This is a genomic window from Peribacillus huizhouensis (genome assembly GCF_014138605.1).
Classification (GTDB): Bacteria; Bacillota; Bacilli; order Bacillales; family DSM-1321; genus Peribacillus; species Peribacillus huizhouensis.
This window is the reverse complement of record NZ_JACJHX010000012.1, coordinates 63,985-87,478: the sequence shown is the minus strand read 5'-3', so window position 1 is coordinate 87,478 and position 23,494 is coordinate 63,985. Positions and strand designations below refer to the sequence as shown.

23 protein-coding genes are annotated in these 23,494 nt (G+C 36.9%); 6 read left to right on the top strand and 17 right to left on the bottom strand.

The genetic code is table 11. From position 1 onward, the window contains the following. Positions 1-102: 102 nt before the first annotated feature. Positions 103-633, top strand: coding sequence for an SMI1/KNR4 family protein (locus HNP81_RS16835; protein ID WP_028390257.1), 531 nt, complete (start codon positions 103-105; stop codon positions 631-633). A 451-nt stretch (positions 634-1,084) separates the two neighbouring features. Here HNP81_RS16835 and HNP81_RS16830 read toward each other — a convergent pair whose 3' ends face one another. Next, complete coding sequence (locus HNP81_RS16830; RefSeq protein ID WP_182503359.1) at positions 1,085-1,855, bottom strand: MeeY/MeeF family manganese export membrane protein; 771 nt, start codon at positions 1,853-1,855, stop codon at positions 1,085-1,087. Positions 1,856-1,889: 34 nt separating this feature from the next. Next, the gene (locus HNP81_RS16825; RefSeq protein WP_182503358.1) at positions 1,890-2,063 is read right to left on the bottom strand and encodes a YkvA family protein; all 174 of its coding nucleotides are present in this window, start codon (positions 2,061-2,063) and stop codon (positions 1,890-1,892) included. Between the two features lie 732 nt (positions 2,064-2,795). Here HNP81_RS16825 and HNP81_RS16820 point away from each other — a divergent pair. Beyond that, positions 2,796-3,986, top strand: a complete 1,191-nt coding sequence (locus HNP81_RS16820) for a chromate transporter (protein WP_182503357.1) — start codon at positions 2,796-2,798, stop codon at positions 3,984-3,986. A 126-nt stretch (positions 3,987-4,112) separates the two neighbouring features. Here the strand turns inward: HNP81_RS16820 and HNP81_RS16815 are convergent, their stop codons facing one another. Further along, complete coding sequence (locus tag HNP81_RS16815; protein WP_376766761.1) at positions 4,113-4,856, bottom strand: MeeY/MeeF family manganese export membrane protein; 744 nt, start codon at positions 4,854-4,856, stop codon at positions 4,113-4,115. A 588-nt stretch (positions 4,857-5,444) separates the two neighbouring features. Between HNP81_RS16815 and HNP81_RS16810 the strand changes: the two genes are divergently transcribed. After that, a complete protein-coding gene (locus HNP81_RS16810; protein WP_182503356.1) occupies positions 5,445-6,326 on the top strand; it encodes an EamA family transporter in 882 nt (293 codons plus the stop codon). An 88-nt stretch (positions 6,327-6,414) separates the two neighbouring features. On the opposite strand, the gene HNP81_RS16805 is transcribed toward HNP81_RS16810, so the two are convergent. Then, entirely contained in the window at positions 6,415-6,957 is a 543-nt protein-coding gene (locus HNP81_RS16805) for an NADPH-dependent FMN reductase (protein ID WP_182503355.1), read from the bottom strand. A 618-nt stretch (positions 6,958-7,575) separates the two neighbouring features. Here HNP81_RS16805 and HNP81_RS16800 point away from each other — a divergent pair. Continuing rightward, positions 7,576-8,205 (top strand): spore coat protein, encoded by a 630-nt coding sequence (locus HNP81_RS16800; RefSeq protein WP_028390250.1) that lies wholly within the window; start codon positions 7,576-7,578, stop codon positions 8,203-8,205. 107 nt (positions 8,206-8,312) lie between these two features. Here the strand turns inward: HNP81_RS16800 and HNP81_RS16795 are convergent, their stop codons facing one another. The 7 genes from HNP81_RS16795 to HNP81_RS16765 all read right to left on the bottom strand — a co-directional run bounded on the left by HNP81_RS16795 (position 8,313) and on the right by HNP81_RS16765 (position 13,330). Then, positions 8,313-8,882, bottom strand: coding sequence for a YitT family protein (locus HNP81_RS16795; RefSeq protein ID WP_376766760.1), 570 nt, complete (start codon positions 8,880-8,882; stop codon positions 8,313-8,315). 198 nt (positions 8,883-9,080) lie between these two features. Further along, positions 9,081-9,941 carry a DUF421 domain-containing protein gene (locus HNP81_RS16790; RefSeq protein ID WP_182503354.1) on the bottom strand — a complete coding sequence of 287 codons (861 nt, stop codon included), beginning with the start codon at positions 9,939-9,941 and terminating at the stop codon, positions 9,081-9,083. Between the two features lie 23 nt (positions 9,942-9,964). Beyond that, positions 9,965-10,177, bottom strand: a complete 213-nt coding sequence (locus HNP81_RS16785) for a DUF1657 domain-containing protein (protein WP_220478607.1) — start codon at positions 10,175-10,177, stop codon at positions 9,965-9,967. 39 nt (positions 10,178-10,216) lie between these two features. Continuing rightward, a complete protein-coding gene (gene spoVAD, locus HNP81_RS16780) occupies positions 10,217-11,224 on the bottom strand; it encodes a stage V sporulation protein AD (RefSeq protein ID WP_182503353.1) in 1,008 nt (335 codons plus the stop codon). Between the two features lie 391 nt (positions 11,225-11,615). Further along, on the bottom strand, positions 11,616-11,819 hold the full coding sequence (locus HNP81_RS16775) for a DUF1657 domain-containing protein (RefSeq protein WP_028390245.1): 204 nt from the start codon (positions 11,817-11,819) through the stop codon (positions 11,616-11,618). A 299-nt stretch (positions 11,820-12,118) separates the two neighbouring features. Beyond that, entirely contained in the window at positions 12,119-12,370 is a 252-nt protein-coding gene (locus tag HNP81_RS16770; protein ID WP_028390244.1) for a YkuS family protein, read from the bottom strand. 78 nt (positions 12,371-12,448) lie between these two features. Next, a complete protein-coding gene (locus HNP81_RS16765) occupies positions 12,449-13,330 on the bottom strand; it encodes a LysR family transcriptional regulator (protein WP_028390243.1) in 882 nt (293 codons plus the stop codon). Between the two features lie 122 nt (positions 13,331-13,452). Between HNP81_RS16765 and hutG the strand changes: the two genes are divergently transcribed. Continuing rightward, positions 13,453-14,439 (top strand): formimidoylglutamase, encoded by a 987-nt coding sequence (gene hutG / locus HNP81_RS16760; protein ID WP_182503352.1) that lies wholly within the window; start codon positions 13,453-13,455, stop codon positions 14,437-14,439. Further along, positions 14,423-15,610, top strand: a complete 1,188-nt coding sequence (gene gltS / locus HNP81_RS16755) for a sodium/glutamate symporter (RefSeq protein ID WP_182503351.1) — start codon at positions 14,423-14,425, stop codon at positions 15,608-15,610. Before hutG ends, gltS begins: the two co-directional genes overlap by 17 nt. Before the next feature lie 887 nt (positions 15,611-16,497). On the opposite strand, the gene HNP81_RS16750 is transcribed toward gltS, so the two are convergent. The 6 genes from HNP81_RS16750 to HNP81_RS16725 form a co-directional block, all read right to left on the bottom strand. Next, positions 16,498-17,232: a response regulator transcription factor gene (locus HNP81_RS16750; protein ID WP_028390240.1), complete on the bottom strand. Its 735-nt coding sequence runs from the start codon at positions 17,230-17,232 to the stop codon at positions 16,498-16,500. Then, positions 17,229-19,076, bottom strand: a complete 1,848-nt coding sequence (locus HNP81_RS16745) for a sensor histidine kinase (RefSeq protein WP_034300264.1) — start codon at positions 19,074-19,076, stop codon at positions 17,229-17,231. Before HNP81_RS16745 ends, HNP81_RS16750 begins: the two co-directional genes overlap by 4 nt. Before the next feature lie 546 nt (positions 19,077-19,622). Further along, on the bottom strand, positions 19,623-20,645 hold the full coding sequence (locus tag HNP81_RS16740; protein WP_246399398.1) for a TRAP transporter substrate-binding protein: 1,023 nt from the start codon (positions 20,643-20,645) through the stop codon (positions 19,623-19,625). A 54-nt stretch (positions 20,646-20,699) separates the two neighbouring features. Next, positions 20,700-21,995 (bottom strand): TRAP transporter large permease, encoded by a 1,296-nt coding sequence (locus HNP81_RS16735; RefSeq protein ID WP_028390238.1) that lies wholly within the window; start codon positions 21,993-21,995, stop codon positions 20,700-20,702. Position 21,996: 1 nt separating this feature from the next. Beyond that, complete coding sequence (locus HNP81_RS16730) at positions 21,997-22,494, bottom strand: TRAP transporter small permease (protein ID WP_028390237.1); 498 nt, start codon at positions 22,492-22,494, stop codon at positions 21,997-21,999. Positions 22,495-23,083: 589 nt separating this feature from the next. Beyond that, the gene (locus HNP81_RS16725) at positions 23,084-23,494 is read right to left on the bottom strand and encodes a disulfide oxidoreductase (RefSeq protein ID WP_028390236.1); all 411 of its coding nucleotides are present in this window, start codon (positions 23,492-23,494) and stop codon (positions 23,084-23,086) included.

The following is a 23,494-nucleotide window of genomic DNA, read 5'->3' as shown; positions in this document are numbered from 1 at the left end:
CTTATTTAACTTTTAGACACTTTCAGACAGTATAGTTGAAGAAGCAAATGTATTAATTATGCTATTTAGAGCACTTACATAATTAATGGGAGGATAATGAAGGTGAGCAAAAATTATTATTATGGTGAGGGTTTCTGGGATGAAAAGGACCCACCTGTAAGTGATGAAATAGTAAAAAATGCAGAATGCAAGTTAGGTATAAAGTTTCCAAAAGAATATATTGAATTGCTTAAAAAAAGTAACGGTGGAACATTACACTTTAAAAAAGTATACATAAATCGTTATGGAAAATGTGAAATCCCCTATTTACTAGGTATTGATTTAGAAAATGCAAATGAAGATGACAACGAAGGAATATTTTCATTTAGTGAAGACATAAAAGAATTTTCCCTACCTGAAAAGATTGTCATATTAGCTTGGGAAACATATCCTCATTCTTGTTTTGCATTGGATTACACGAATTGCACAGAAAATCCAGCCGTTGTTTATTTTTATGAAAATTATCCTGAAGATAATGTTCCTTATTCCAAAGCAATCGTTGCACCAACTTTTAAAGAGTTTTTGCCATTGTTGTATCATCAATCTACATTAAAACCTTCGCAACTTAAAACAAGTTGGAAAAGAAAAAGCTAATTTGTATATTAAGATAATCTGTTTTTTAGATATCGGGGCGCTAGTTGAAGAAGACGGGGAACCTCAACAAATGAAGGGTTCCCTAATTTTTATATAAAAATTAACATTTAATTTAACAGAGCCTATGTTTATTGTGAAATTATATCAGAATACTGATTTTTAATAGTGATGGTTTGTACGAAAAAGTAGGCTATGTTATATGAAGACATTGTATTTGCTAAAAATAGACAAAAAATAAAAATAGTCGAACCATTATTGTTTCATAAGAAACACCCGGTTCTACCCCACTATCATCCTACCTCTGAAGTAGTGAGCTTTCTCATTCAGGATAGTCTGTAAAAAAAAGCAGTAATTTGACCTAGTAATTGGCCAATACATGTAAATAGTTATAAGAAGATTCCTGTATCGGCAAAAAAACAGCCGCCTTTAATAGCGCAGCCAGTTACCCTTTTTATCCTTTTACTGGATCCAGCTTCTCTTTTGAAAAAAACCAGCCACCTAGTGCGATCAAAATCAGTACGACATAAAAGATTATCTTCCAAGCCGCTGAATGGGCAAACGATTCAGGCAATATGGCTAGCGCTGGATGTGATAACGTGTAAATAGCTAGTTTCACTCCGACCCATCCGACGATCATAAATGCAGCAATTTCCAAGCCAGGTCGGGTTTGCAGCAGCTTCACAAACACATTGGCCGCAAAGCGCATAATAATTAATCCGATTAATCCACCTGCGAAGATTACGATAAACTTCCCACCGTCTAAGCCGCCAATATTCGGTAAATTCGTATTAGGAAGCGCCATTGCCAAGGCTACGGCGGCAAGGATCGAGTCTACCGCAAATGCAATATCAGCTAGTTCAACTTTGAATACTGTCGCCCAAAAACCAGATTTCTTCGTTTCCTTTTCCTCAGAAACGTTTTCTCCACTCTTCTTTACAAGAAGCTTTCTAAATATATGGTTCAAAGCGATAAATATTAAATAAATAGCTCCTATCGCTTGAACCTGCCATACATCGACAAGATATGAAATCACAAATAGCGAACCAAAACGGAAAACAAACGCTCCTGCAAGACCATAGAATAACGCTTTTTTTCTTTCTTCTTCAGGTAAATGCCTCACCATAATCGCTAACACAAGCGCATTATCCGCAGCTAAAAGCCCTTCAAGTGCAACCAACACAAGTAGCACCCAACCATACTCAAGTAAAATTGAAAACTCCATATTTCCTAACTCCCCTTCTTTCCTTTTTAATAGGTTACCCCTTTAACTTGTGTCTTTCCTTAAGGGTTTCCGGTGAAAGCTGAATCAGCCAATTCACAACAATTCCAAAAATCATCACATCATCCACTATTCCAATGAGCGAGAAGAAATCTGGAATCAAATCAAATGGAAATACTGCATATCCAATCATGAATACTATACCCAACATTTTTTTATTAAACTGAACTTCGCGTGAAATGAAGAAATCCTTTAGAAACGGAAGAACCCTCCAGAACTTAAATATAAACAGGAATCGTTTAGCAAAATTACCGATAGAACTCACCTCACTTCTGTTGAAAGTTGAAAAAAATCAAACAAAAAACCTTTACCAAAATACGGCAAAGGTTTAAAATTCTATGGATATACCTTTACCCTTCTTCGGTAAAGGTCTTGCTAACAACATTATGCTGCCAACAAAGCCGAGAGATGATCCTCTGAAATGACGACTTAGTTGTAAAAGCTACTCCCCTTTAGGAGAATATTCAATTATTTAAAATTATTATACTATACGTATTGCAGTTTTGTCAATTAAAGCAAAACTTCTGTCAGTGGTTTTTTTCACTGATGGTTAGTCCCGTTCTAGTGTCGCTAAATCGCAAGCTAACGCTTCTATTAAGCGACACTACGAACCGATTGGTTTACTAAACCTCTGCTCACACATCGGTAAGTTTCACTGTATCTCACCAATTGGCGATTTACAGTCTGTTTATCCCGCACCTACTTTTATGTTGATTCTCCCACAAAAATTGAGGGCGGGAGTTATTACAGCCTGTTAAGCGGCGATAAAATAATCTTTAGAAACTTATTACAATACTACCGTTGAATTTAACATGATCTCAAGGGATGATAAGATAAAATGATATTCTGTTGCGTAAAATATAGAATGATTAGGGGCTGGATAATGAATAGTAAAAAATTGAATTATTTTAAAACACTTACAGAAGTCCTCTTCATTTCTACAAGACTTGGGCTTACCTCGTTTGGCGGACCTACCGCCCATTTAGGGTATTTTCGAAATGAATATGTAGAACAAAGAAAGTGGATCGATGAAAAAAGCTATGCGGACTTAGTTGCTTTATGTCAGTTCTTACCTGGACCTGCAAGCAGTCAGGTTGGCATTGGCATTGGGGTCATGCGAGCAGGTGTATTAGGTGGAATCCTAGCATTTTTAGGTTTTACTTTGCCCTCCGTTATCGTCATGATTCTATTGGCTATCTTACTTGATGGTTTTCACCTCGGAAATTCTGGATGGATTCATGGATTAAAAATTGTTGCTGTAGCAGTAGTCGCACATGCTATTTTAGGGATGGCAGAAAATTTAACACCAGACGTCAAACGAAAAGCCATCGCTTTATTTGCGTTAGTCGGAACAATCATCTGGCAGTCTGTGTTCAGCCAGATTGTCGTCATCCTCCTGTCTGGTCTATTTGGCTATTTCATTTACAAACAACATAAAGAGAGTGATGAACCCACTACATATTTTCCTATTTCTCGTAGGTGGGGTTTCGTCTGTTTAACTTTCTTTTTCGGCCTGCTTATTCTCCTCCCCGTCTTAAGGGAAGCAACTTCATTAAATTGGATTGCAATGTTTGACAGTTTTTATCGGTCAGGTTCTTTAGTATTTGGCGGCGGTCATGTTGTATTGCCATTACTGGAACGTGAATTTGTCACTGGAGGCTGGATGGATAAAGAAGCATTTCTCGCTGGCTACGGCGCTGCACAAGCAATGCCGGGTCCGTTATTTACATTTGCTCCGTATCTTGGTGCGGTTATTAATGGCTGGCAAGGCGGAATACTGGCTACTATTGCAATATTCATGCCCGCTTTTCTTCTGATTTTGGGAACGTTGCCTTTCTGGGATAACTTACGTCGTAATCCAAATATTAAAGGTGCTTTGCTTGGGGTAAATGCTGCAGTTGTCGGCCTTTTACTTACAGCATTTTATCAGCCAATCTGGACAAGTTCTATTTACACTCCCATGGATTTTGCTTTAGCAGCCCTATTATTTAGCATGCTTGCTTTTTGGAAGCTGCCTCCTTGGATCATTGTTGTGATCGGAGCAGTTGGCGGATACCTCATTTCACTTTTATAAAAGTATCTATATTATGCAAAACCTTCAGAAAAAAATTGAAACACAAAAGAAGCAGAACGCCCTGACACAATGGCGTTCTGCTTCTTTGTCGTTCAATATGTTTAATTAGTACCAAAGACTATTATATTAGCCCTCAGTAGAAGTTGCCGACTTACGCTCATTTCTTTTATGAATAACAATCGTAATTAGGAACGCAAGGATGATAATACCAAAAAATACTGTATGTGGAACATGGATGTTAAATACACTTAATAACATTTTTAATGCAATGATGCCAATTAAAATGAAAGCCGTATTTTCTAGTTCAGGAATTTTATCAATTAAAGTTAGAAATAATCGAGCTACTGTACGCATTAATAAAATTCCAATCATACCACCCAATAATAGTACCCAAACTTGATCCGAAATTGCAAATGCTGCAAGAATTGAATCAGCTGAGAAAGCAATATCCATTCCTTCTACCATAATAACTGTCGCCCAAAATGTTCCAAACGTACGGACTAACCAAGAATTTTTATTGAATTCTTTGACTTCATCTTCCTCGCCAGACTTTTTCCGAAAATGGCTGAAAGAGATCCATCCAAGATAAAGTGCACCTAATACTTTAATCCACCAGAAGTTAACTAAGTATACGCCAATACCAATGAAAATGAATCTAAAAACATAAGCACCTAATAAGCCATACATTAATGCTTTCTTTCGTTTTTCTTCAGGAAGATGTTTTACCATGACTGCCAGCACTAATGCGTTATCAGCTGATAGTAACCCTTCCATAATAATTAATGTCCCGATTAATCCCCAAGCAACAGGATCCGTTAATACTTCTCCCCACATTTTCCAGTCGAAAAATAAAGCGTAAGTACTAAACATTTGATTTAAAATTTCCAAAAAAAGATAACCTCCCTAAAATATTGGACTCTAAAATCAGCTTTAATATGGAAATGCAGGATCCTTCTTATTATCAAGAAGACTTCACAATCCACATTACATCCTCTAAAATCACGCCAACGTGATTTCTTATAGTCTAAATAATAACATGAGTAATGGAGTAGGACAATTATTAATTACTTTTTTACAAAAAAATAACTCTGCTTCCTCTAATTTGTGGTGTCACATTTAGCATTTTTCCAACGACAAAATTCATTATTTCTCAACATTAAAAACATTCAGATTCCTTTTATCACTCACATTCGGATAAAGTGAAACTTTACTCAGGAAGTCTTCATGTACCTATTAAGATTGCGGTGGGGGGGTTACTGCCCGTTAATGCAGGATAAAAATTCCCTCTTTACTTCCTATTATTACAACTTATAATAGGAAGTAATAGTCATATACTAAAAGCTGCAATGCAAGTTGGCGGCAGGTGGATTTTTCTTAAAGTTAACAACTTTACTTTTCGCCACCCATCCCTAAATTAGGGATGGGTGGCTTTATTGTTTTACAGGAGGTTTTTTTACAATGGGTATATGGAAATATGCGTTTCTAGTCTTTCTTGGCGGCTGTTCATACGGGGTTATATCGTCATTTGTTAAATTAGGCTATCGGGAAGGTTTTGGAATAGGTGAATTGTCAGGCAGCCAGTATTTGCTTGGAGCCATTATGTTATGGATCATTACGATCTTTGTTCCCAAAATTAAATTGAGTGTTAAGCAAAAGCTGATCTTATTGATAAGCGGGATGCCAATGGGGGTTACCGGGGTTTTGTATAATAAATCACTGGGGTATGTAGATGCTTCATTTGCTATTATCCTGCTATTGCAATTCACCTGGATTAGCATAATTTTACAATATGTTTTTGATAAGAAAATTCCAAACCGAAAGAGTATAATTGCAACAGCGATCATCCTTTGTGGCTCCGTTTTGGCTTCAGGCTTTTTGAGTAGTGAACTCTCCTTTTCAGTTGTTGGAATCGGTTGGGGACTACTTTCGGCATTGTCCTTTGCCACCTTTATTTATGTAAGCGGTCGTGCAAGTCTTCCGATTCACCCAATCTACAAAAGTGCAATCATGACAACCGGAGCGGCTCTACTCGTGTTTATTGTACTTCCACCAGTATTTCTCCTAAACGGAGCATTTGCAGATGGATTGCTTAAATACGGTCTGCTTATTGGCTTTTTCGGTTCACTTGTCCCTCCACTTTTATTTAATATCGCCATGCCAAAAGTAGGTAGCGGCCTGGGCACAATCTTAAGTGCATCAGAACTGCCAACAGCCGTTCTCATGTCCACACTTGTGCTGCACGAAGTCGTAACCTTCTCTCAGTGGAGCGGTGTTGCCGTAATTCTATTCGGGATTGCTTATCCTAATTTTCAGGGGCGAAAGGTCTCCTCTTATTCATAATATTGAGTCTATCTCATAACAATGGGTTCAGAACCACATCTACTACTTAGCGTTGTAAGGATGTGAGGTCTGACCCTTTTTCCAAATTTCATTTCATTTTTAAAATCCAGTCCATAAAATTATTCATGACTGTATCTAAAAATTGAATTGTCGGTTCATGGACTAACTCTCCAGATTCATCGATTTTTTCATGTACGGCTCCGATAAATACTTCGTTTCCAGGCAAAGTTAATGCAGCGACTCCAGGAGAGTTTAAGATTTGACGGAGTTGTATTTGAGCACGGACTGTTCCTAGTGCCCCAGGAGAACAGCCAACGATCATGACGGGCTTATTCACCATTACTTTGTCTCCTCTTGAAAACCAGTCAATTGCATTTTTCAAGAACCCCGATATGGAATGATTGTATTCTGGTGTTGTTATTAAAATTCCGTCACTATTGGCGATCTTTTTCTTAATGTCTATTACTACGGACGGCGGGTTTAATTCTTCGTCTTCATTGTACATAGGAAGATTTTCTAATGGCAATATTTCCATTTCAACCTTATCCGTATATCTTTTTTGCATAAAAGCAGTGATTTTTTTGTTATAAGATTCTTTGCGGTTACTTCCTACAACAGCTACTATTTTCACAATAAACTACCTCCCTATTTTAAGTGTTGGCTCTGTTAAACTTGCCAGTTGATTGGAACGTAAGGCGTTCGTTCCAATCAACATTGTGCCCAAAATCAATAATGAGCCTTAACATAGCCTAAATGTTAGCAATGCGAACGTAACGGTTAAAGCAATATCTCATTATTAGCTTGTCTCACATCTTCTAAATTAAATCATGTAAAAGACTAAGTTTTTAAACAGGTGGAAGTGTTGAAAAGAAACGAAAACGTCATCTTATTCGACATTAAACTTTATGTATGAAAGCAGTCAAAAAAATTGCTCTAGCCACATTTACACATCTTTTATATTGACTCTTTTCGTAAAGTTTGATGTTTTTAGCAAGTAACCAATTCGAGCAGTTGTTAATTGTAGTGGAAGGTGCGAGACTCTTGCTTAGAGAAGCTCGTTGTGGGAGACCGCCCGCGGGAAGCGAGTACCTGTAATGGAAATCAACTCAGGATAGTAGTGTAAATATAATTTAAAGCAACAAAGTATATGAAAACAGCCTTTATATTTGACAGTTTTGAATAACTCTTATTTCATGACACATACTATAGCCGAACGTCTTTTTCAAACAAAAAGGAGGAATGGGAAATGATGCAAAACCAACAAGGACCTATCCATCAAAATATGCATACAGGCGCAGTGCCTCAGCAACTAAATCATGGCGGTCATGAAATGTTTGATGTTCATGAAGTGTTATCAGGAACAATAGGTACACTTAATCAATATATGCTTTTACGGCAACATGTAAAAGATCCGGAACTTATGGATATATTGAATCGCCAATATCAATTTATCCAAGATGAATACAATATTACGGTTGATTGTTTCACAACTGGCCGGGATCCATCGAAGCGGACTCAAAGTTATAAAATGAAGCAAGGCAATGACTTCGTCTATGGGTTAACACCAACCCAACCGAAGAAACCGTTGCAGTCTGTTACAGAAATTACCGATGAGTGTATCTCCGGGTTAATGCTTGGTTCTGCAAAGTCTTCTGCAGCCATGAAAGCAATGGCTGCTTGTGAAGTTACAAATCCAGTAGTTCGTCGGGTACTAGCAGATTCAATTCCAAACTGCATTGAAATGGCTTATGAAATATCCATTTATCAAAATAAGCATCATTACTATCAAGTCCCACAATTGGCACAACAAGATATGCAACAAATGATAAATGCCTATGCACCTAGTCAAATCCCCCCGAATAATGGGATGGCTCATTGACCATTAATTAGATTGTTTTCCCTTTATCCCAGTAGGGTATTCCCTATTGGGATTTTTTATATTACACCTACCTTCCTTAAAACTTTATGAAGTACTTCTATTTAGCGTTAGTTGCCAATCGGTTTAGCCATTAATGAAGTCATGAAACCAATAATCATAATTGTTAAGCTAGAAAATAGAAATACTTCCAGACCCAATGCGTTAAAGGCAACAGCGACGATTAGGCCATCTATGATGAAAATAACAACCCCAATATTTAAAGAAAAAGCTTTCGCAATAAATTGAGCTAACAAGTCGGTTCCTCCCGTGCTTGTTTGGTATCTGAGCATAAGCCCAATTCCAATTCCGATGGATATTCCCCCCAATAGCACACTTGTAACAATAGACAGTGAAAATTGGTTCCGTAAAGGGGCTAACCAATCAATGAATATCGATGCGACAATTAATCCAAGAAAACTATTATAAAAATAGTTTCTTTCACAACACCAAGCATATATGCAAAGTGGAATACTTAACAACAACATGCAAAGTCCGGTCGGATATTCAAAGTAATAATGAAGAATGAGGGCAATCCCCGTAATTCCTCCATCCAACAAATGATAAGGTACTAAAAAGCCGTTAATTCCAATCGCTATCAATAAACTACCAATAAGAGTAGCTACTATTTTCTGAACAATACCAATCACCTTTTTTTGGATTATTTGACATTTAAAGATATGTCCAAGCTCGAAATTTCAGAATAAAAAAAGAGTGTGTCTCATTAATAAGTCAAACCCGCAACTACGATACAGTATTAAGCACGTGTTTATAACACGTAATACTACATGTAGAGGGATCTAACCCTTTAAAGACAAACTCTGATTAATTGATTTTTCCTATTCTTTTAATAAATAAGCTACTTTATCAATCGCTTCTTGTAGTTTTTCACTATTTAAACTATACATCTTCTTCGCTTCTTTATTTTCCGTTCCAAGAGCGAATAACTCAATGTCCGCTTGGCATTTTTTCATGGTTGCATATAATATCGGTTTTTCTTGAGGGGCTGGCACTTGAAGTTTATCATCATAAAGATCAACGGTTAATTGGCCATACATATCGACTTGTCCAAGAAATACGTTATCAAGGAGCACCCCGATTTTTTCCAGTTCCGTTTGTAACCATAATCTACTTTTACCCGCAGTAGACAATGGCTCATTCAGTATTTTTCCATCCATAATAACAGCCTGGGGTTCCTTAATCGGGGCAACAGCCATATGTAAATCTTTCGCAGTCAATGGGTGATTTTCTTTCTTCAACAATACACTTAAATCACCAGTGGCTTCTAATACAGCAAACTCTACATCTGCCACCTGAAAAACATTATCCTTTCGGAGAAGTTCTAACAACTCATCAATTGTATATCTTTCCTTTTTTAAATTTTCTTCCATAACCTTTCCATCTTTAATTAAAACGGTCCCTTTTCCTTCAATAAAGTCGCGAAAGCTTTTGCTTTTTAATGAAATTAAATTAGCTATGAAAGGGATAACTGCAAAAGTAAGGATGGATAATACTCCTAAATAAATGCTTTGTTCAAGTCCAGTAACGACTTCCGCTCCTATACTGCCTATCGTGATTCCAATCACGTATTCAAAGAAAGATAATTGGGATATTTGCTTTTTACCTAGCCATTTAGTTACTAAAAACAAAATAGCTAGAAATAGTAATGAACGCACAATGACATCTAACCAATCAGGCACTACTACACCTCCTAATTTGATGCTTAAAAACCTTTATATTGCGTTTCTTCCACTTCCAACTCTATAACTCGTTGTTGTAAATCTGCCACCACTCCATTCACAATGACCATTGTCTCGTGAAAGATGCGTTTCGATTCTTCATCCGGAGTTCGAATCTCTAAGCTGGATAAATTAGATTCAATCCCTTTAAGACTAGCGAGACATTGCTTCACTTCTGATCCGATAGTCACATGCATATCCTCCTATTTTATTGGCGTTAGTTACGTATTTGATTGTTATTCTTCATACTCAATCGACACGGCATGAGCAATACAAGGGATCGTTTCTTTTTGTTGATAAGTGAGAGGGGATAATAATGCACCAGTTGCGACCACCAGCAATCGTTTAATTTCTCCTTTTTTCATCCGATTTAACAGATGACCATAGACAACGGTAGCTGAACAGCCTGCACCACTAGCCCCCGCTAAGACTGGTTGTCCTTGCCGATAAATCATTAACCCACAATCCTGATACTGATCATTACGGATACGTATACCGTGCTGATCTAATAAATCCAGTGAAACTTCATGTCCAATTCGACCAAGATCTCCGGTCACGATCAAGTCATAATAAGCTGGATCGATGTTTCGTTCCCTTAAATGGGCTTCAATCGTATCAACGGCTGCTGGTGCCATAGCTCCTCCCATATTGAACGGATCTGCAATCCCCAGATCCATTACACGACCAATCGTAGCTGATGTGACTCTTGGACCAACTCCTGAATCACTTAACAGTGCTGTCCCAGCTCCAGTCACTGTCCATTGTGCTGTAGGGGGTTTTTGTCCGCCATATTCAGTTGGATAACGAAATTGTTTCTCAACAGCCGCATTATGACTGGAAGCTCCAGTTAATAAATATTTGGCTCCTTTAGAATTAACCAGAAAAGCACCTAATGCCAACCCTTCCATTGAAGTTGAACACGCTCCAAATAATCCAAGATACGGTGTCCCAATCGTTTTGCTCGCAAAGCTGGTTGGGGTAATTTGGTTGATTAAATCTCCAGCGAGAAGAAACTGAATTTGTTCCTTTTGTAACTCTGCTTTTTCTATAGCTTTTTGACAAGCCTCTTCTAAAAGTACTTTCTGCGCTTTCTCATAGGAATCTTGTTGTAACCATAAATCTGCATGAAGAAGATCAAAGTCGTTCGCAAGTTTTCCGTCTGCTTCAAATGGACCGCCAACAGTTCCTGTGGAAATAATGACTGGTTTTTGATCGAATACCCAAGTCCGCCTTCCTCTCAGCATAGAAAATCAATTCTCTGTATGAATGTCTGCTTCCGATAGTTTTTGTGTTTCTTTTTTTGATGTAACATGCCTGCAACACCTCTTTCCACGCTTTTGTTGCTTGTAATAAAACAGCTCTATTAAATTTGCCTGTTGATTGCAACGAGAGGCGTTCGCTTTCCGCGAGCGGTCAGGGAAGCCTTCTCGGCGCTGTGCGCCTGTGGTCTCCCTTTGACTCGTTTTTCCCGCAGGATTTTTACGCCTCCCGCTTCAATCAACAACGAGCTTTAACATAACCAATAACATAAAGATCGACCTCATACCATATAGAGAGTTGCATACTTAAATATAGTTGTGTTGTGAGGAATGAGGACCGACTCTTTACATTAGTTTACCTATTTTTCACATATCATTATTGTTTATATTGAGGCTCTTCTTGGATGATTTGTTGAACTCGAGGGGTAAGAGTGTCAACTATGGTTTGTGTTTGTTGTGCTGCTTGTTGATACATTTGTTTTGCCTGTTCATTATCCGTTGCCAATGCAAATGTTTCAAAACTAGCTTGAATACCTTTTAGACCCGATAACGTTTGTTGTACTTGATTAATTACAGTCATATAAAATTCCTCCTTAAGTTTAATTATTACAAATGTTAGAATGCATAAATAAAGATCATATTATGAATCCCAAATTTGCCCATAAAGTAAAACTTCAATCAGTGTGTGGGGTTCTTTGTCCCCCCTGATTGTTAGTCCAAGCGACAGTACGAACCCAATTCAACGAACTCAGACTAAGTACGCCGCGTACTCATATTGGGCGGGGACTGCCCATTAATACGGGATAAAATTAAATACATATAGGAAAGACTGAATCAAAGTTATCGTATACGTACGATTCCTGATCCAGCCTTATATGTTTAATGTGAATGATTTATTTTATTTTCAATTTCACTAATGACCTCATTTGCTGACATCCCGCTGGCCTCAATAACTGAACCTTTTGCGGAAACCTCTTGTATTCCCATCATATTTGAATCTAATCCTGTCACAACACAAAAGTCTACGTTTTGTGCGTCAGCTTCCTGTTTTAATTCAACGACATCATAGCCCTTTTCACGTAATGCTTCGGAAATATTCGTTAATGATCCTTCAACACCAATTTTTTGCATAGTTACACCTCCTACTTGCTAAGCTTTCCTTTTTTAAGCCGTTGTATGTATACATTTCTTTTCAAAATAAAAAGTGTGTCAGGCAAAGTTCCGCCGAATATCTTCTAAAAAAGTTTGAACCGAGGGAGCTAAATAACGGTTTTTCATAAATGTTAAATAAACAGTCCTTTTTAATGCTTTAGAATCAATAATTTTCCGGACAATTGAATCATCCTTTGGTCCAGACAAATAATGTTCGGGGATAATAGTAATACCCAGATTTTCTCTCACTAATGATAATGCTGTTTCAAAACGTTCAATTTCAAATTTTATTTTCGGAGCAGCTTGTTCGAGTTTAAAGGCTGTTAAAATATCTTCTCTCGTTTGAAATCCTTCCTTACTAATAATAAAAGGGTCTCCTTCCAACTCTTTCAAATGAATGAATTCTTTCTGAGCCAAATGATGATCCTTGTGCATCACAAGTACTAATCTTTCATCATACAAAGGGAACGATTCAAAATCGTCTTCACGAATATACTGGTTTGTAATGATTAAATGTGTATGATATTTTCTTAGCGAATCTTTCACAGCTTTTCCACTCAGCACTTCGATCAGCTTAATATTTATAGTCGGAAAACGACCTTGATAGTCATGGATCACTTTCGGAATCCAATGCTTTACTGACTCGATCATGCCAATGATAAGTTCTCCGTTGCCAGTCAGCTTTACTTCTTCCATTTCTTTTTTCAAAATGTTCATTTGGGAAAGAAGCAAGATCGATTTTTCATATAAAATTTTACCAGCATCCGTTAATTCGATTTTTCTTGTACTTCTTTCAAGCAGTGGCGAGCCAACCTCACGCTCCAAATTTTTTATGGCATTGCTTAAAGATGGTTGTGAAATATGCAGTTTTTGTGCGGCCTTAGAATAGCTTAGCTGATCGGAAATCGTTACAAAATAACGCAACTGCTTAATGTCCAAAACAATCTTCCTCTCTTATTTATAGCTTTAAACTATCGTTATATTTGAATTATATATTAGAAATAATAAGTGTGTCATTATATAATCAAAAAACAGAACTTATATCAGAAGGTTCAGAAAGGATGAGAAGAATGCCAAATAACGTTTCAGCAGATTTATGGACTGGCCGAACTGATCATACAGAAAGAAGAAGCAGTTTTCGCTACCATCAAATTGTGGAATTGATTGACTTGGATAAATTAAAAACTCCCTCAGACAACTCTTGTGCAATAATCGGATTTGAATGTGAGGAAGGAGTTAGACGTAACCAGGGAAGATTAGGTGCAGCAAAAGCCCCCAACTCTATAAGGAAAGCGCTTTCTAATATCCCTTGGAAGCTGCAGGAAAATAGTTGTATTTATGATGTGGGGAATGTTATTTGTGAAAACGACTACCTTGAAGAAGCCCAAGAATTATTAGGTAATATAATCTCTGACATCTTTTCAAAATCGGTAACGCCAATTATTTTAGGCGGAGGACACGAAACATTGTACGGACATTATTTAGGTGTCCGAAAACATATAGGAAAAGATGCTTCACTTGGAATCATCAATATTGATGCTCATTTCGACTTACGCTCATATGAAGATCAGCCATCATCAGGAACAATGTTCAGACAAATATTAGAACATGACAAAAATAGCCATTATTTTGTGCTTGGTATCCAGCGTTTCGGTAACACACAGGAATTATTTGATAAAGCGGACGAGCTCGGTACTCGCTATATGTACGAAGAAGATATGCATGAAGGAAATAAGGATGCAATAATTTCTGAATTAAATGAATTCATAGAAAAGCATGATCATGTTATGTTTACACTTTGTACAGATGTCTTGAATGCAGCATTTGCACCTGGAGTCAGTGCTCCGTCTCCTTTTGGCTTAACACCAATGATTGTCCGATCCATTATCCGCACAGTTGCATCTCACGAGAAAACTCTCTCGTTCGATATTTGTGAAGTGAATCCGGCTGTAGATGAAAACGGCAGAACAGTTAAATTAGGTGCTTATTTGATAAATGAAGCCATTATGGCATTTTTAGGAGGAACCAACAATGACATTAGCACTTGATCAAGTAACGACGATATTTTTGGCAGTAGCACTATTAGTAGTAGGAACAGTCATTGTAAAAAAAGCTGGTTTTCTGCAAAAATTTTGTATTCCAGCGCCAGTTGTTGGTGGGCTATTGTTTGCAATCATTGCAACGATTCTAAAGGCTACGGGTCTTTTGGAAATTACATTAGATACCTCACTACAAAGTCTCTTCATGATCACATTCTTCACAACTGTAGGCTTGGGAGCAAGCTTTAAACTCATTAAATTAGGTGGCAAGTTGCTCGTCATTTATTGGCTTGCCTGCGGATTCTTGGCTTTAGCACAAAATGCGATCGGTGTCTCCTTAGCTTCATTGTTCGACATTCATCCACTAATAGGAATGATGGCAGGGGCTGTTTCCATGGAAGGTGGTCATGGAGCAGCAGGCGCATTTGGTCAAACCCTTGAAGATATGGGAATTAATTCAGCATTGTCCATTGGGATCGCAGCAGCTACCTTTGGTCTCATAGCCGGTGGTTTAGTTGGCGGTCCGACTGTTAAATATTTAATTTCAAAATACGATCTAAAACCGACTGAAACAGAAGAAGATGTAACCAATGTCGAAGAAAAAGTTCAAGAGATTACGACAAATACCTTCTTCACCCAAGTCTTACTCATTACATTCTGTATGGCGTTAGGAACGTATTTAGGGGAACTGTTTTCGACAGCAACCGGCTTTGTCCTTCCTGGTTATGTAGGGTCCATGTTTGTGGCAGTCATTGTCCGCAATATCGTGGATAAACGCAATCCAAATGCAATAGACATGAAAAGCATTAACTTGATTGGTGATGTGACACTCGGTATCTTCCTGTCTATGGCACTCATGAGTATAAAATTATGGGAAGTAGCTGATCTTGCACTTCCAATGTTAGTAATTGTGTTTGTACAAGTTGTATTTATTGTTCTTTTCGGTATTTTCATTTTGTTCCGATTGCTCGGAAAAAATTATGACGCCGCAGTGATGGTAGCTGGTTTTACAGGTCACGGTCTTGGTGCTACACCAAATGCAATGGCTAATATGGCAGCAGTGACAGAGCGTTTTGGCCCTTCACGTAAAGCATACTTGGTCGTTCCAATTGTAGGTGCTTTTCTTATTGATGTATTTGCCATGCCGATCATTATTACGACAATAAATTTATTTAAATAAAGTGAAGCTCATTTAGTGAGCGATTATGGATTATTCCCATTAATCCAGGATCAAATAAAGAAAGGGCGTAATCTAAAAGGACAGATCCTATTAGATTACGCCCTTTCATATTCCTCCGACGCCTCTTGATAACATTCCATCTATTCTTATCGTATCATTTCGTAATTCCTTCATTTTTTCCCTTTACGGTTAACCCGCACTAACCTCATTACTTTTGAAACATCCTAATTTTATTAACATCCACTAAAAAATCAAGAAAAACTGCGAAATAATGAGATTAATGTAATTGACCCCGTTTTCATTAACTATGTTTCCGTTTTCTTCATCATTGTTACCGATTTCAATGACATTGTTAAAATATAGCTAATATCTGATAATAATACTATAAGTTATAAAGGAGATGACACATATGAATAAGTTTTTAAAATCATTTAAAGTAGGATTCGATTTATACGTAAAATCACATGAATTAATGTATAGAAGGTAATTGTAAAACCAAAAGTAAACATCCTATAAATTTGAAAGGGGAACATATAAATGAAAAAAATGCTAGAATCGCTAAAAGTTGGATTCGTATGGTACGCGAAATCATATGAATTAATGTGGAGAAGATAATTTTATTAATGATACTAAACACCCACGTAAACTTCACACTAAAAGTAAGGATGATTAGATGATCTCCACACAAAAATATCAAAGTGACCCAATAACCGATTCTAATAAGTAAAAATGAGAATTGGTTTTTATGATCAAGAAAAATGATTAACTTGATCCATTCACTTCCCTTCAGATAATACCAACCTTTTTTCTTCTATATTCTATGTTTTACATATACCCTTTTTTCTTTGGAACACCTATGGCGTCTTGGTATATTCACCAATCATCCATCACTCGATTTTAACCTTTCGAAACTCCGATGGAGAGAAACTAGTCATTCGTTTGAAAGTATTACTGAAATACGCTATATCAGAATAACCTAAGCGTTCAGCAATCTCTGAAATCCGCAAGTTGCTCGTCTTTAATATCTTTTTTGCTTCTTCCATGCGAAGTTCCGTTAAATAATCAACGAAATTTCGTTTTACTTGTTGTTTGAATAATTGACTCAAATAACTAGGATTGACATGTACTTTTTTGGCAGCCTCTTTAAGGCTAATTTCTCCAAGTGGAGTTGCCTCGATATATTGAAGAACTTTATCTATTGTGGAAAGCGGAAAGGATTCTTCAACATTTCTACTATCTACCTGAACTCCCTTCCCTTTTTTTAACCAGTTTTCTAAACATCTTTTTAAATCCTCATCATCTATCGGTTTTAATAAATAATCTGTCACTCCTTTTCGCATAGCATCCTGTATAAACGGAAATTCATCATGAACACTTATAACGATAATATCCACATGCAATTCTAAATCCCGCACTTGCTTTATAAATGTAAGTCCATCCATAATCGGCATTTGAATATCGGTTATGACTAAATCTACGTCATGTTGTTTAAGCCAATCAAGAGCTTCTAACCCGTTTTTGCATTCATGGGTAACATGTATTGGGAGATGCAACTTATTTATCGTCCACTTAAGTGCTGTACGAACCCATCTCTCATCATCAACCAATAAGATGTTTTTCACTCTATCATCCCTTCCTCATTTACTTTCATGATTGGCAAATGCATATCTACCGATGTTCCTATACCTTGTGTGCTTTGTATTGTAATCCCATACTCAGAGCCAAACAAGTAAGAAATCCTTTGATGAACATTAATGATTCCAATATTTAATCCGTTACTGGTTGTTGTTTTTTGTTCCATTTTTTTTATAATTCCATATAGAACATCACCCTGAATTCCAACACCTGTATCTAAAACGCGAATAACGATAGAAGATTCTGAAACTTGAGATACAGATAAGGTAATCTTCATTTTTCTATTAATCTGATCAAAACCGTGCTTAAAACAATTTTCTACTAAAGGCTGCATCGAAAACTTGACAACCTTAAGGTCCATTGCCCATTCTGGAATATCAAACATATACTCAAAACGGTCTTCAAAACGAAACTTTTGAATTTGCAAGTACATCTCACAAAACTTAATTTCTTCTCCTAAACTAACGGTAGGAGAGCTGTTTTTAAGATTATATCTTAAAAGCTTTCCGAGTGAAGAAGACATACTAGCAATGTCCTCCTGATTTTCTTCCAATGCCATTCCTCTAATTGTTTCAAGTGAATTATATAAAAAATGCGGATTAATTTGTGACTGCAGCATCTTTAATTCAACATCTTTTTGTTTGAGGCTCATCTCCGTTTCTTTCAACTTAGAAATATAGATTTCCTCCAGTAGATTGGATAGTTTTTCTACCGTATTATTAATGCCCATTGTCAATTGTCCAATTTCATCCGTAGACTCCACCTTCACCCTACCGTTTAGATTCCCGGTTTCCACTTCCTTCATAAAGTGTTGAAGACGACGAATTGGACGAATCATGCTATTTGCAAATCCGAATCCTATGAGATAAGCAAAGAAAAGTGCGATCAATATCGTCCAAGTGATAGCTTTTCCGATTTGCATGATGCCTTCCGTTAAATCTCGATAGGGTACTGCTGTAAAAAAACGCCAGCCGAGGTTTTGCGAAAGAGAATAGGTAATAAAATCTTTACGATCATTATCTAATATTCCAGATCCATCTTCTTCTGTTTTCAAGCCTGACAATTGGTCAAACTCAACCTTCTTTCCTAGTTTAGAATAATCGGAGTGGTATACATAATGCCCTTTTGCATCTAAAATAAAAAAATAGCCGTTCTTACTTATAGTGACCTTATTAGCTATTTCTTCAATCCTCCTGAAATTAATGTCCATGATCAACATTCCTACTGGCTGTAAAGTCTTTGGATTATATAAACGCCTCGCGAGCGATATCACAGGCTGCTCGTTATTATTTTTTAATTTTAACGTTCTGCTTACTAACATGACCATCCCGTTTCTCGGTACCGATGAATACCAATACTCATCTTTAATTTTGCTAGCAGGATAGTAGTTTTCTAAACCAAGTGTATCGATGACTTGATCATTATCTAATATAACGGTAATATTCGATATATCCGCTCTAGAATATTCGGCGTCCTTTAAGATAGCACGCGTTGCCTCAGTAAATTCTCGATTACTTCCATGTTCTTGAGTTTCTAGTTTTAAAAAGTTAGCAAAGTGAGGGGAGCTAATAATTTTTAAGCTAGCAATCTCAAAATCTTGTAAATAATACTCAATATGTGATTCTACCTGTTCAATAATTTGTTGGCTTGATTCTTTAAACTCCTCTTCTAATTTATCTGAAGAAAGTTTGTACGAAATAATTCCAACCGAAAGAACAGGAAAAATCACTAGTATACTAGACAATACGAAAAGCTTTATTAAAAGTGACTGATTGCTTAACAGTATGAATTTTCTGATAAAAATAGAAAGTTTTCTCCACTTCTTCTTCATAACTTATCATTCCTACTATTTTATAAAATGTTAACGTTTCCAAATTTAATTTTAACCGAAATAACCAGCTTGGTAAACTGATATGTTTACTAGGTAAACTTATTATTTTGCTATGTATGTGTTCGCCCAATTGTATCACGATTTCTTTAGGGGCTTTTCAATTCAGCCTATCACTATACTTGTACAATTCATATTATGCCTGGAATTGTCCTTCTCCATCAGAATATTGGCTGTTTTTCGGATACTTTGTTGCTTTAAAATGATATTTAAACTACTATACTGGGTTGATTTCAGTACATAGGTACTCGCTTTCCGCTGGCGGTATCCCTTAACACGCTTTTCTAAGCATAATAAGGCATCATGGACGTGGTTCCCGCTTCAATAGCTGCCTTGTAAGCTGGAAGGTGGTACTTATTAGGCTACCTTCTATTTTGTTTTGTCTCCATTAAATTCTGCTAGAAGAAATTCCACTTCACTTTAAGGCTGAAATTAAATAAATTCCAGGTCAAAGTTTGACCTGGAATTCACAAATTTATCACACTTTAATTATTTAGCTGCCTCGATTTCATCTAATAAGTCCTTATATTTGCTTTGATATTGATCGATAACAGGTTTAACTGCTTCTTTCCATGGAGTAAGATCTTCTACTTCAGTAAACGTTACACCAGCATCTTTTAATTTCTTTTCAGAATTTTGTTCCCACTTAGCCCATTCTTCTTTTTGAGTAGTGACGGAATCTAGAGCAGCCTGCTTAACTATTTTTTGGTCTTCTTCAGATAGTTTATTCCATGCCGTTTGACTGATTAATAATACTTCAGGTGTGCGTTGATGATGATCCAAGATAATATTCTTAGCTTCTTGATAATGGTTAGAAGAATCAAAACTAGGAAGATTGTTCTCAGCGCCGTCGATAATTCCAGTTTGGAGACCACTAAATACTTCACCATAAGGCATAGGAGTTGCACTTGCTCCAAGAGCTGAAACTAGATCGATATTGACTTTACTTTGTTGAACACGCAGCTTTTGTCCTTTTAGGTCAGCTAAACTTTTAACTGGCTTAGTCGTATAAAAACTACGAGAACCTGAACTGTAATAAGCTAGTCCTTTCATTTTTGATGCCTCAAGACCATCCAACAATTCTGTTCCTGTTTCACTTTCAAGGAAATTCCACAAATGTTCATCACTATCGAATACATACGGAAGACCAAGTACTGAGAAATTATCATTAAACTCGGCCAGCGGGCTAGCGTTAATTCTCGTAAACTCAATGGCTCCCAACTGAACTTGTTCAAGTACTGATTTTTCATCACCTAATTGCCCAGAAGGAAAGACTTCAATTTTAATTCGACCATCCGATCTTTCATTGACTAACTCGGCAAACTTTTTGTCCCCTATTACTGTCGGATAATCTACTGGATGATTATCTGCTAAGCGAAATGTAAACTCCGCTTTTTTTGATTTGGAATCACTGCTTGCTGGCGCAGTTTCATCTTTTCCACTACACCCCGCAAGTATTCCACCAACCATTAATGCAGTAGCTAATAAGCCTGTAATATGTTTTCTCTTCATTCCCATACACCCCTTATTATTTTTTAAAATCTATAATTTCACCCATGTCTCAAGTTATTTGACTAATAAACTCGGAAGCCATAATGTAACTTCAGGAATATAGGTGATAATTAACAGAACGATTAATAATGCATAGAAAAATGGAAGCATGGCTTTCGTACCTTGTTGAATGGAAACTTTTCCAATTGCGCAGCCAACAAACAAGACCGTTCCTACAGGTGGGGTTAATAATCCAATTCCTGCATTCAAGATAAGAACAATCCCAAAGTGGACCGGATCCATTCCAAAGCTTGTTACAACCGGTAAAAGAATAGGTGTCATGATTAAAATCATTGGCGCCATATCCATTGGCGCACCTAGAAGTAGCAATAAAATATTAATGATTAATAAAATGACAATTGGATTGTCCGAAAAATTCAAGAACAAATCAGTTACCATAGATGGAATTTGCAAGTAAGCAAGAATCCAGCCGAAGGACGCAGATGCTCCAATCAGGAAAAATACCATAGAAACCGTTTTTAATGTTCGTTTCAAAATATTCCAAACACTTGATATTGGAGCCTCTCTATAAACAACGAACGCTAGAATAAAAGAATATAAACAAGCTAGTGCACCAGATTCAGTTGCTGTGAACCAACCACTCATGATTCCGCCTAAGATAATAACTGCAGGGCTTAATGAAAGGAAACCGTGTAAAAGAATTCCGCCCCATTGTGATCTTGGTATAAGATCTGATTTTTCATACCCTCGTTTCCTTGCAATAATGTAAGCAGTAATCATAAGGGCAATCAACATTATTGCGCCTGGCACGATACCTGCCATAAATAAACTAGCGATGGATACTCCACCTGCTGCTAAAGAATATAATACTAGATTATGGCTCGGTGGTACTACTACCCCTTGGATAGCTGATGCAATGGTTACGCCTACTGCGTAATCGGCTTCATAGCCTTTCTTTTTCATCATCGGAATCATAACAGAACCGACAGAAGAGACATCCGCTACTGCAGAACCTGAGATATTACCGAAAAATAACGAAGCAACACTGTTTACCATGGCCAAACCGCCACGAATCCGACCAACCATTAAGCCTGCGAGATTTACAATGCGAGTAGCAAGTCCCCCTGCACTCATGATTTGTCCCGTCAAGATAAAAAATGGGATAGCAAGTAGTGAAAAAGAATTTAATCCTTGAACCATTTGCTGTCCAATAATTGGCATCGGTATGCCTAAATAAATAACTGTTATTAATGACGAGGCAACCAACGTTAGAGCAATGGGCATACGAAGTAATATTAATAGAACAAAGCTTGAAAGTAATATGATGACTGCAATCGTATTCGTTTCCAATTTACATTCCCTCCTCCAGATCTTTATACCTAGTTGTGTCTTTATTGAACAAATGTAGTAGGGAATACCCGCATATCATAATACCGGTAATTGGCATTGCAATATAAGTAATACTACTTGGAAGCTTTGTTGCTGGTAGAGTTGATTCCATCATCAATACAGTAAAATCCCAACCTTGAACAACAAGGTATAATCCAAAAGCAAAAATAGAGATACTAATAATTTTATCTAATACTTTGTTAAAGATTTTTGGAAAAAGATTCGTAAAAGAATCGATCCCTAAATGGATGTGCTCTCGAAATCCTATCGCAATCGCCATAAAAGCAAACCAACCAAGTAATAGCAAGGTCACTTCTTCTGACCAAAAGAAAACAAAGTTAAATAATTTTCTTGTCGCCACTTGAGTCGTAACGACTAGTACTAAGGCAATCAGTGATGTAAGGGCAAGTTTCTCAAAAATAGAATCAATGAAAATCCCCACTTTTTTGATTAGCTTCATGTGTTTCCCCCCTATTTTATTGATATTGCTTGTTCTCTTCTCATAGAAAACGTTTTCATGAACTAATACTACGAATAATTTGGATGTTTTTAAAGAGAGTTTTTTTAGAAGAATTTGTGTTTTTTTTAGGTGATAAGCTTTTATTTTCATAATAATTATAGGTATATATATCTATTTTGTTGTATAATCCAGGAATTCCACATTAAATATACGCTCTAAGTATGAAATTATTATCATACTGGCAGTAGAATTAGATCTAAATATATTTAATCTATTTAGTATTGTTTTTGGCTGTTTTCGTATACTTTGTTGCTTTTAAATAATATTTACACTACTATCCTAGGTTGAATTCCGTTACAGGTACTCCTTTCCGCGGGCGGTCTCAGGAGCCTCCTCAGTGCTACGCAATTGCGGGGTCTCCCTCAACACGCTTCTCTAAGCAGGAGTCTCGCACCTGTATCGAAGATCAACATCGCTATTTCTCGTGAAGCAAATGGTCCGCGTCCAAAACAACTAAATACAGTATGAGACAGCGCCAATTTAAACATAAAAAATCGTCTATCAGTATTCCATACCGATAGACGACAACTTAATCATTTTTATTCGTGCGAGCAAGGATCACCATACTAAAAGTAATAAATAAGAAAGCAACAAAAGCTAGTAAAGGGATTGTGATAAACCCTAGCCAGTTAATATATTCTCCTGAACACGGGACACCGCTCGTACACATTTCGAACTGTTGAAGTGCCGGGATTTTTTGAAGGCTGTAATGATAACCAGATACGAGAATCCCCAAAATGGATAGGGGGAGGATATACGCATAAATCTTACTGTTTCCTTCATAAAAAGCCCTTCCTAATAAAAACACCAATGGATACATGAGAATTCTCTGATACCAGCAAAGCGTGCAAGGTACAAAATGGAGATATTCACTAAAGAAAAGACTTCCTATTGTCGCAATGATGGAAATAATCCAGGAAAATAGCAATGGTTTATTCAT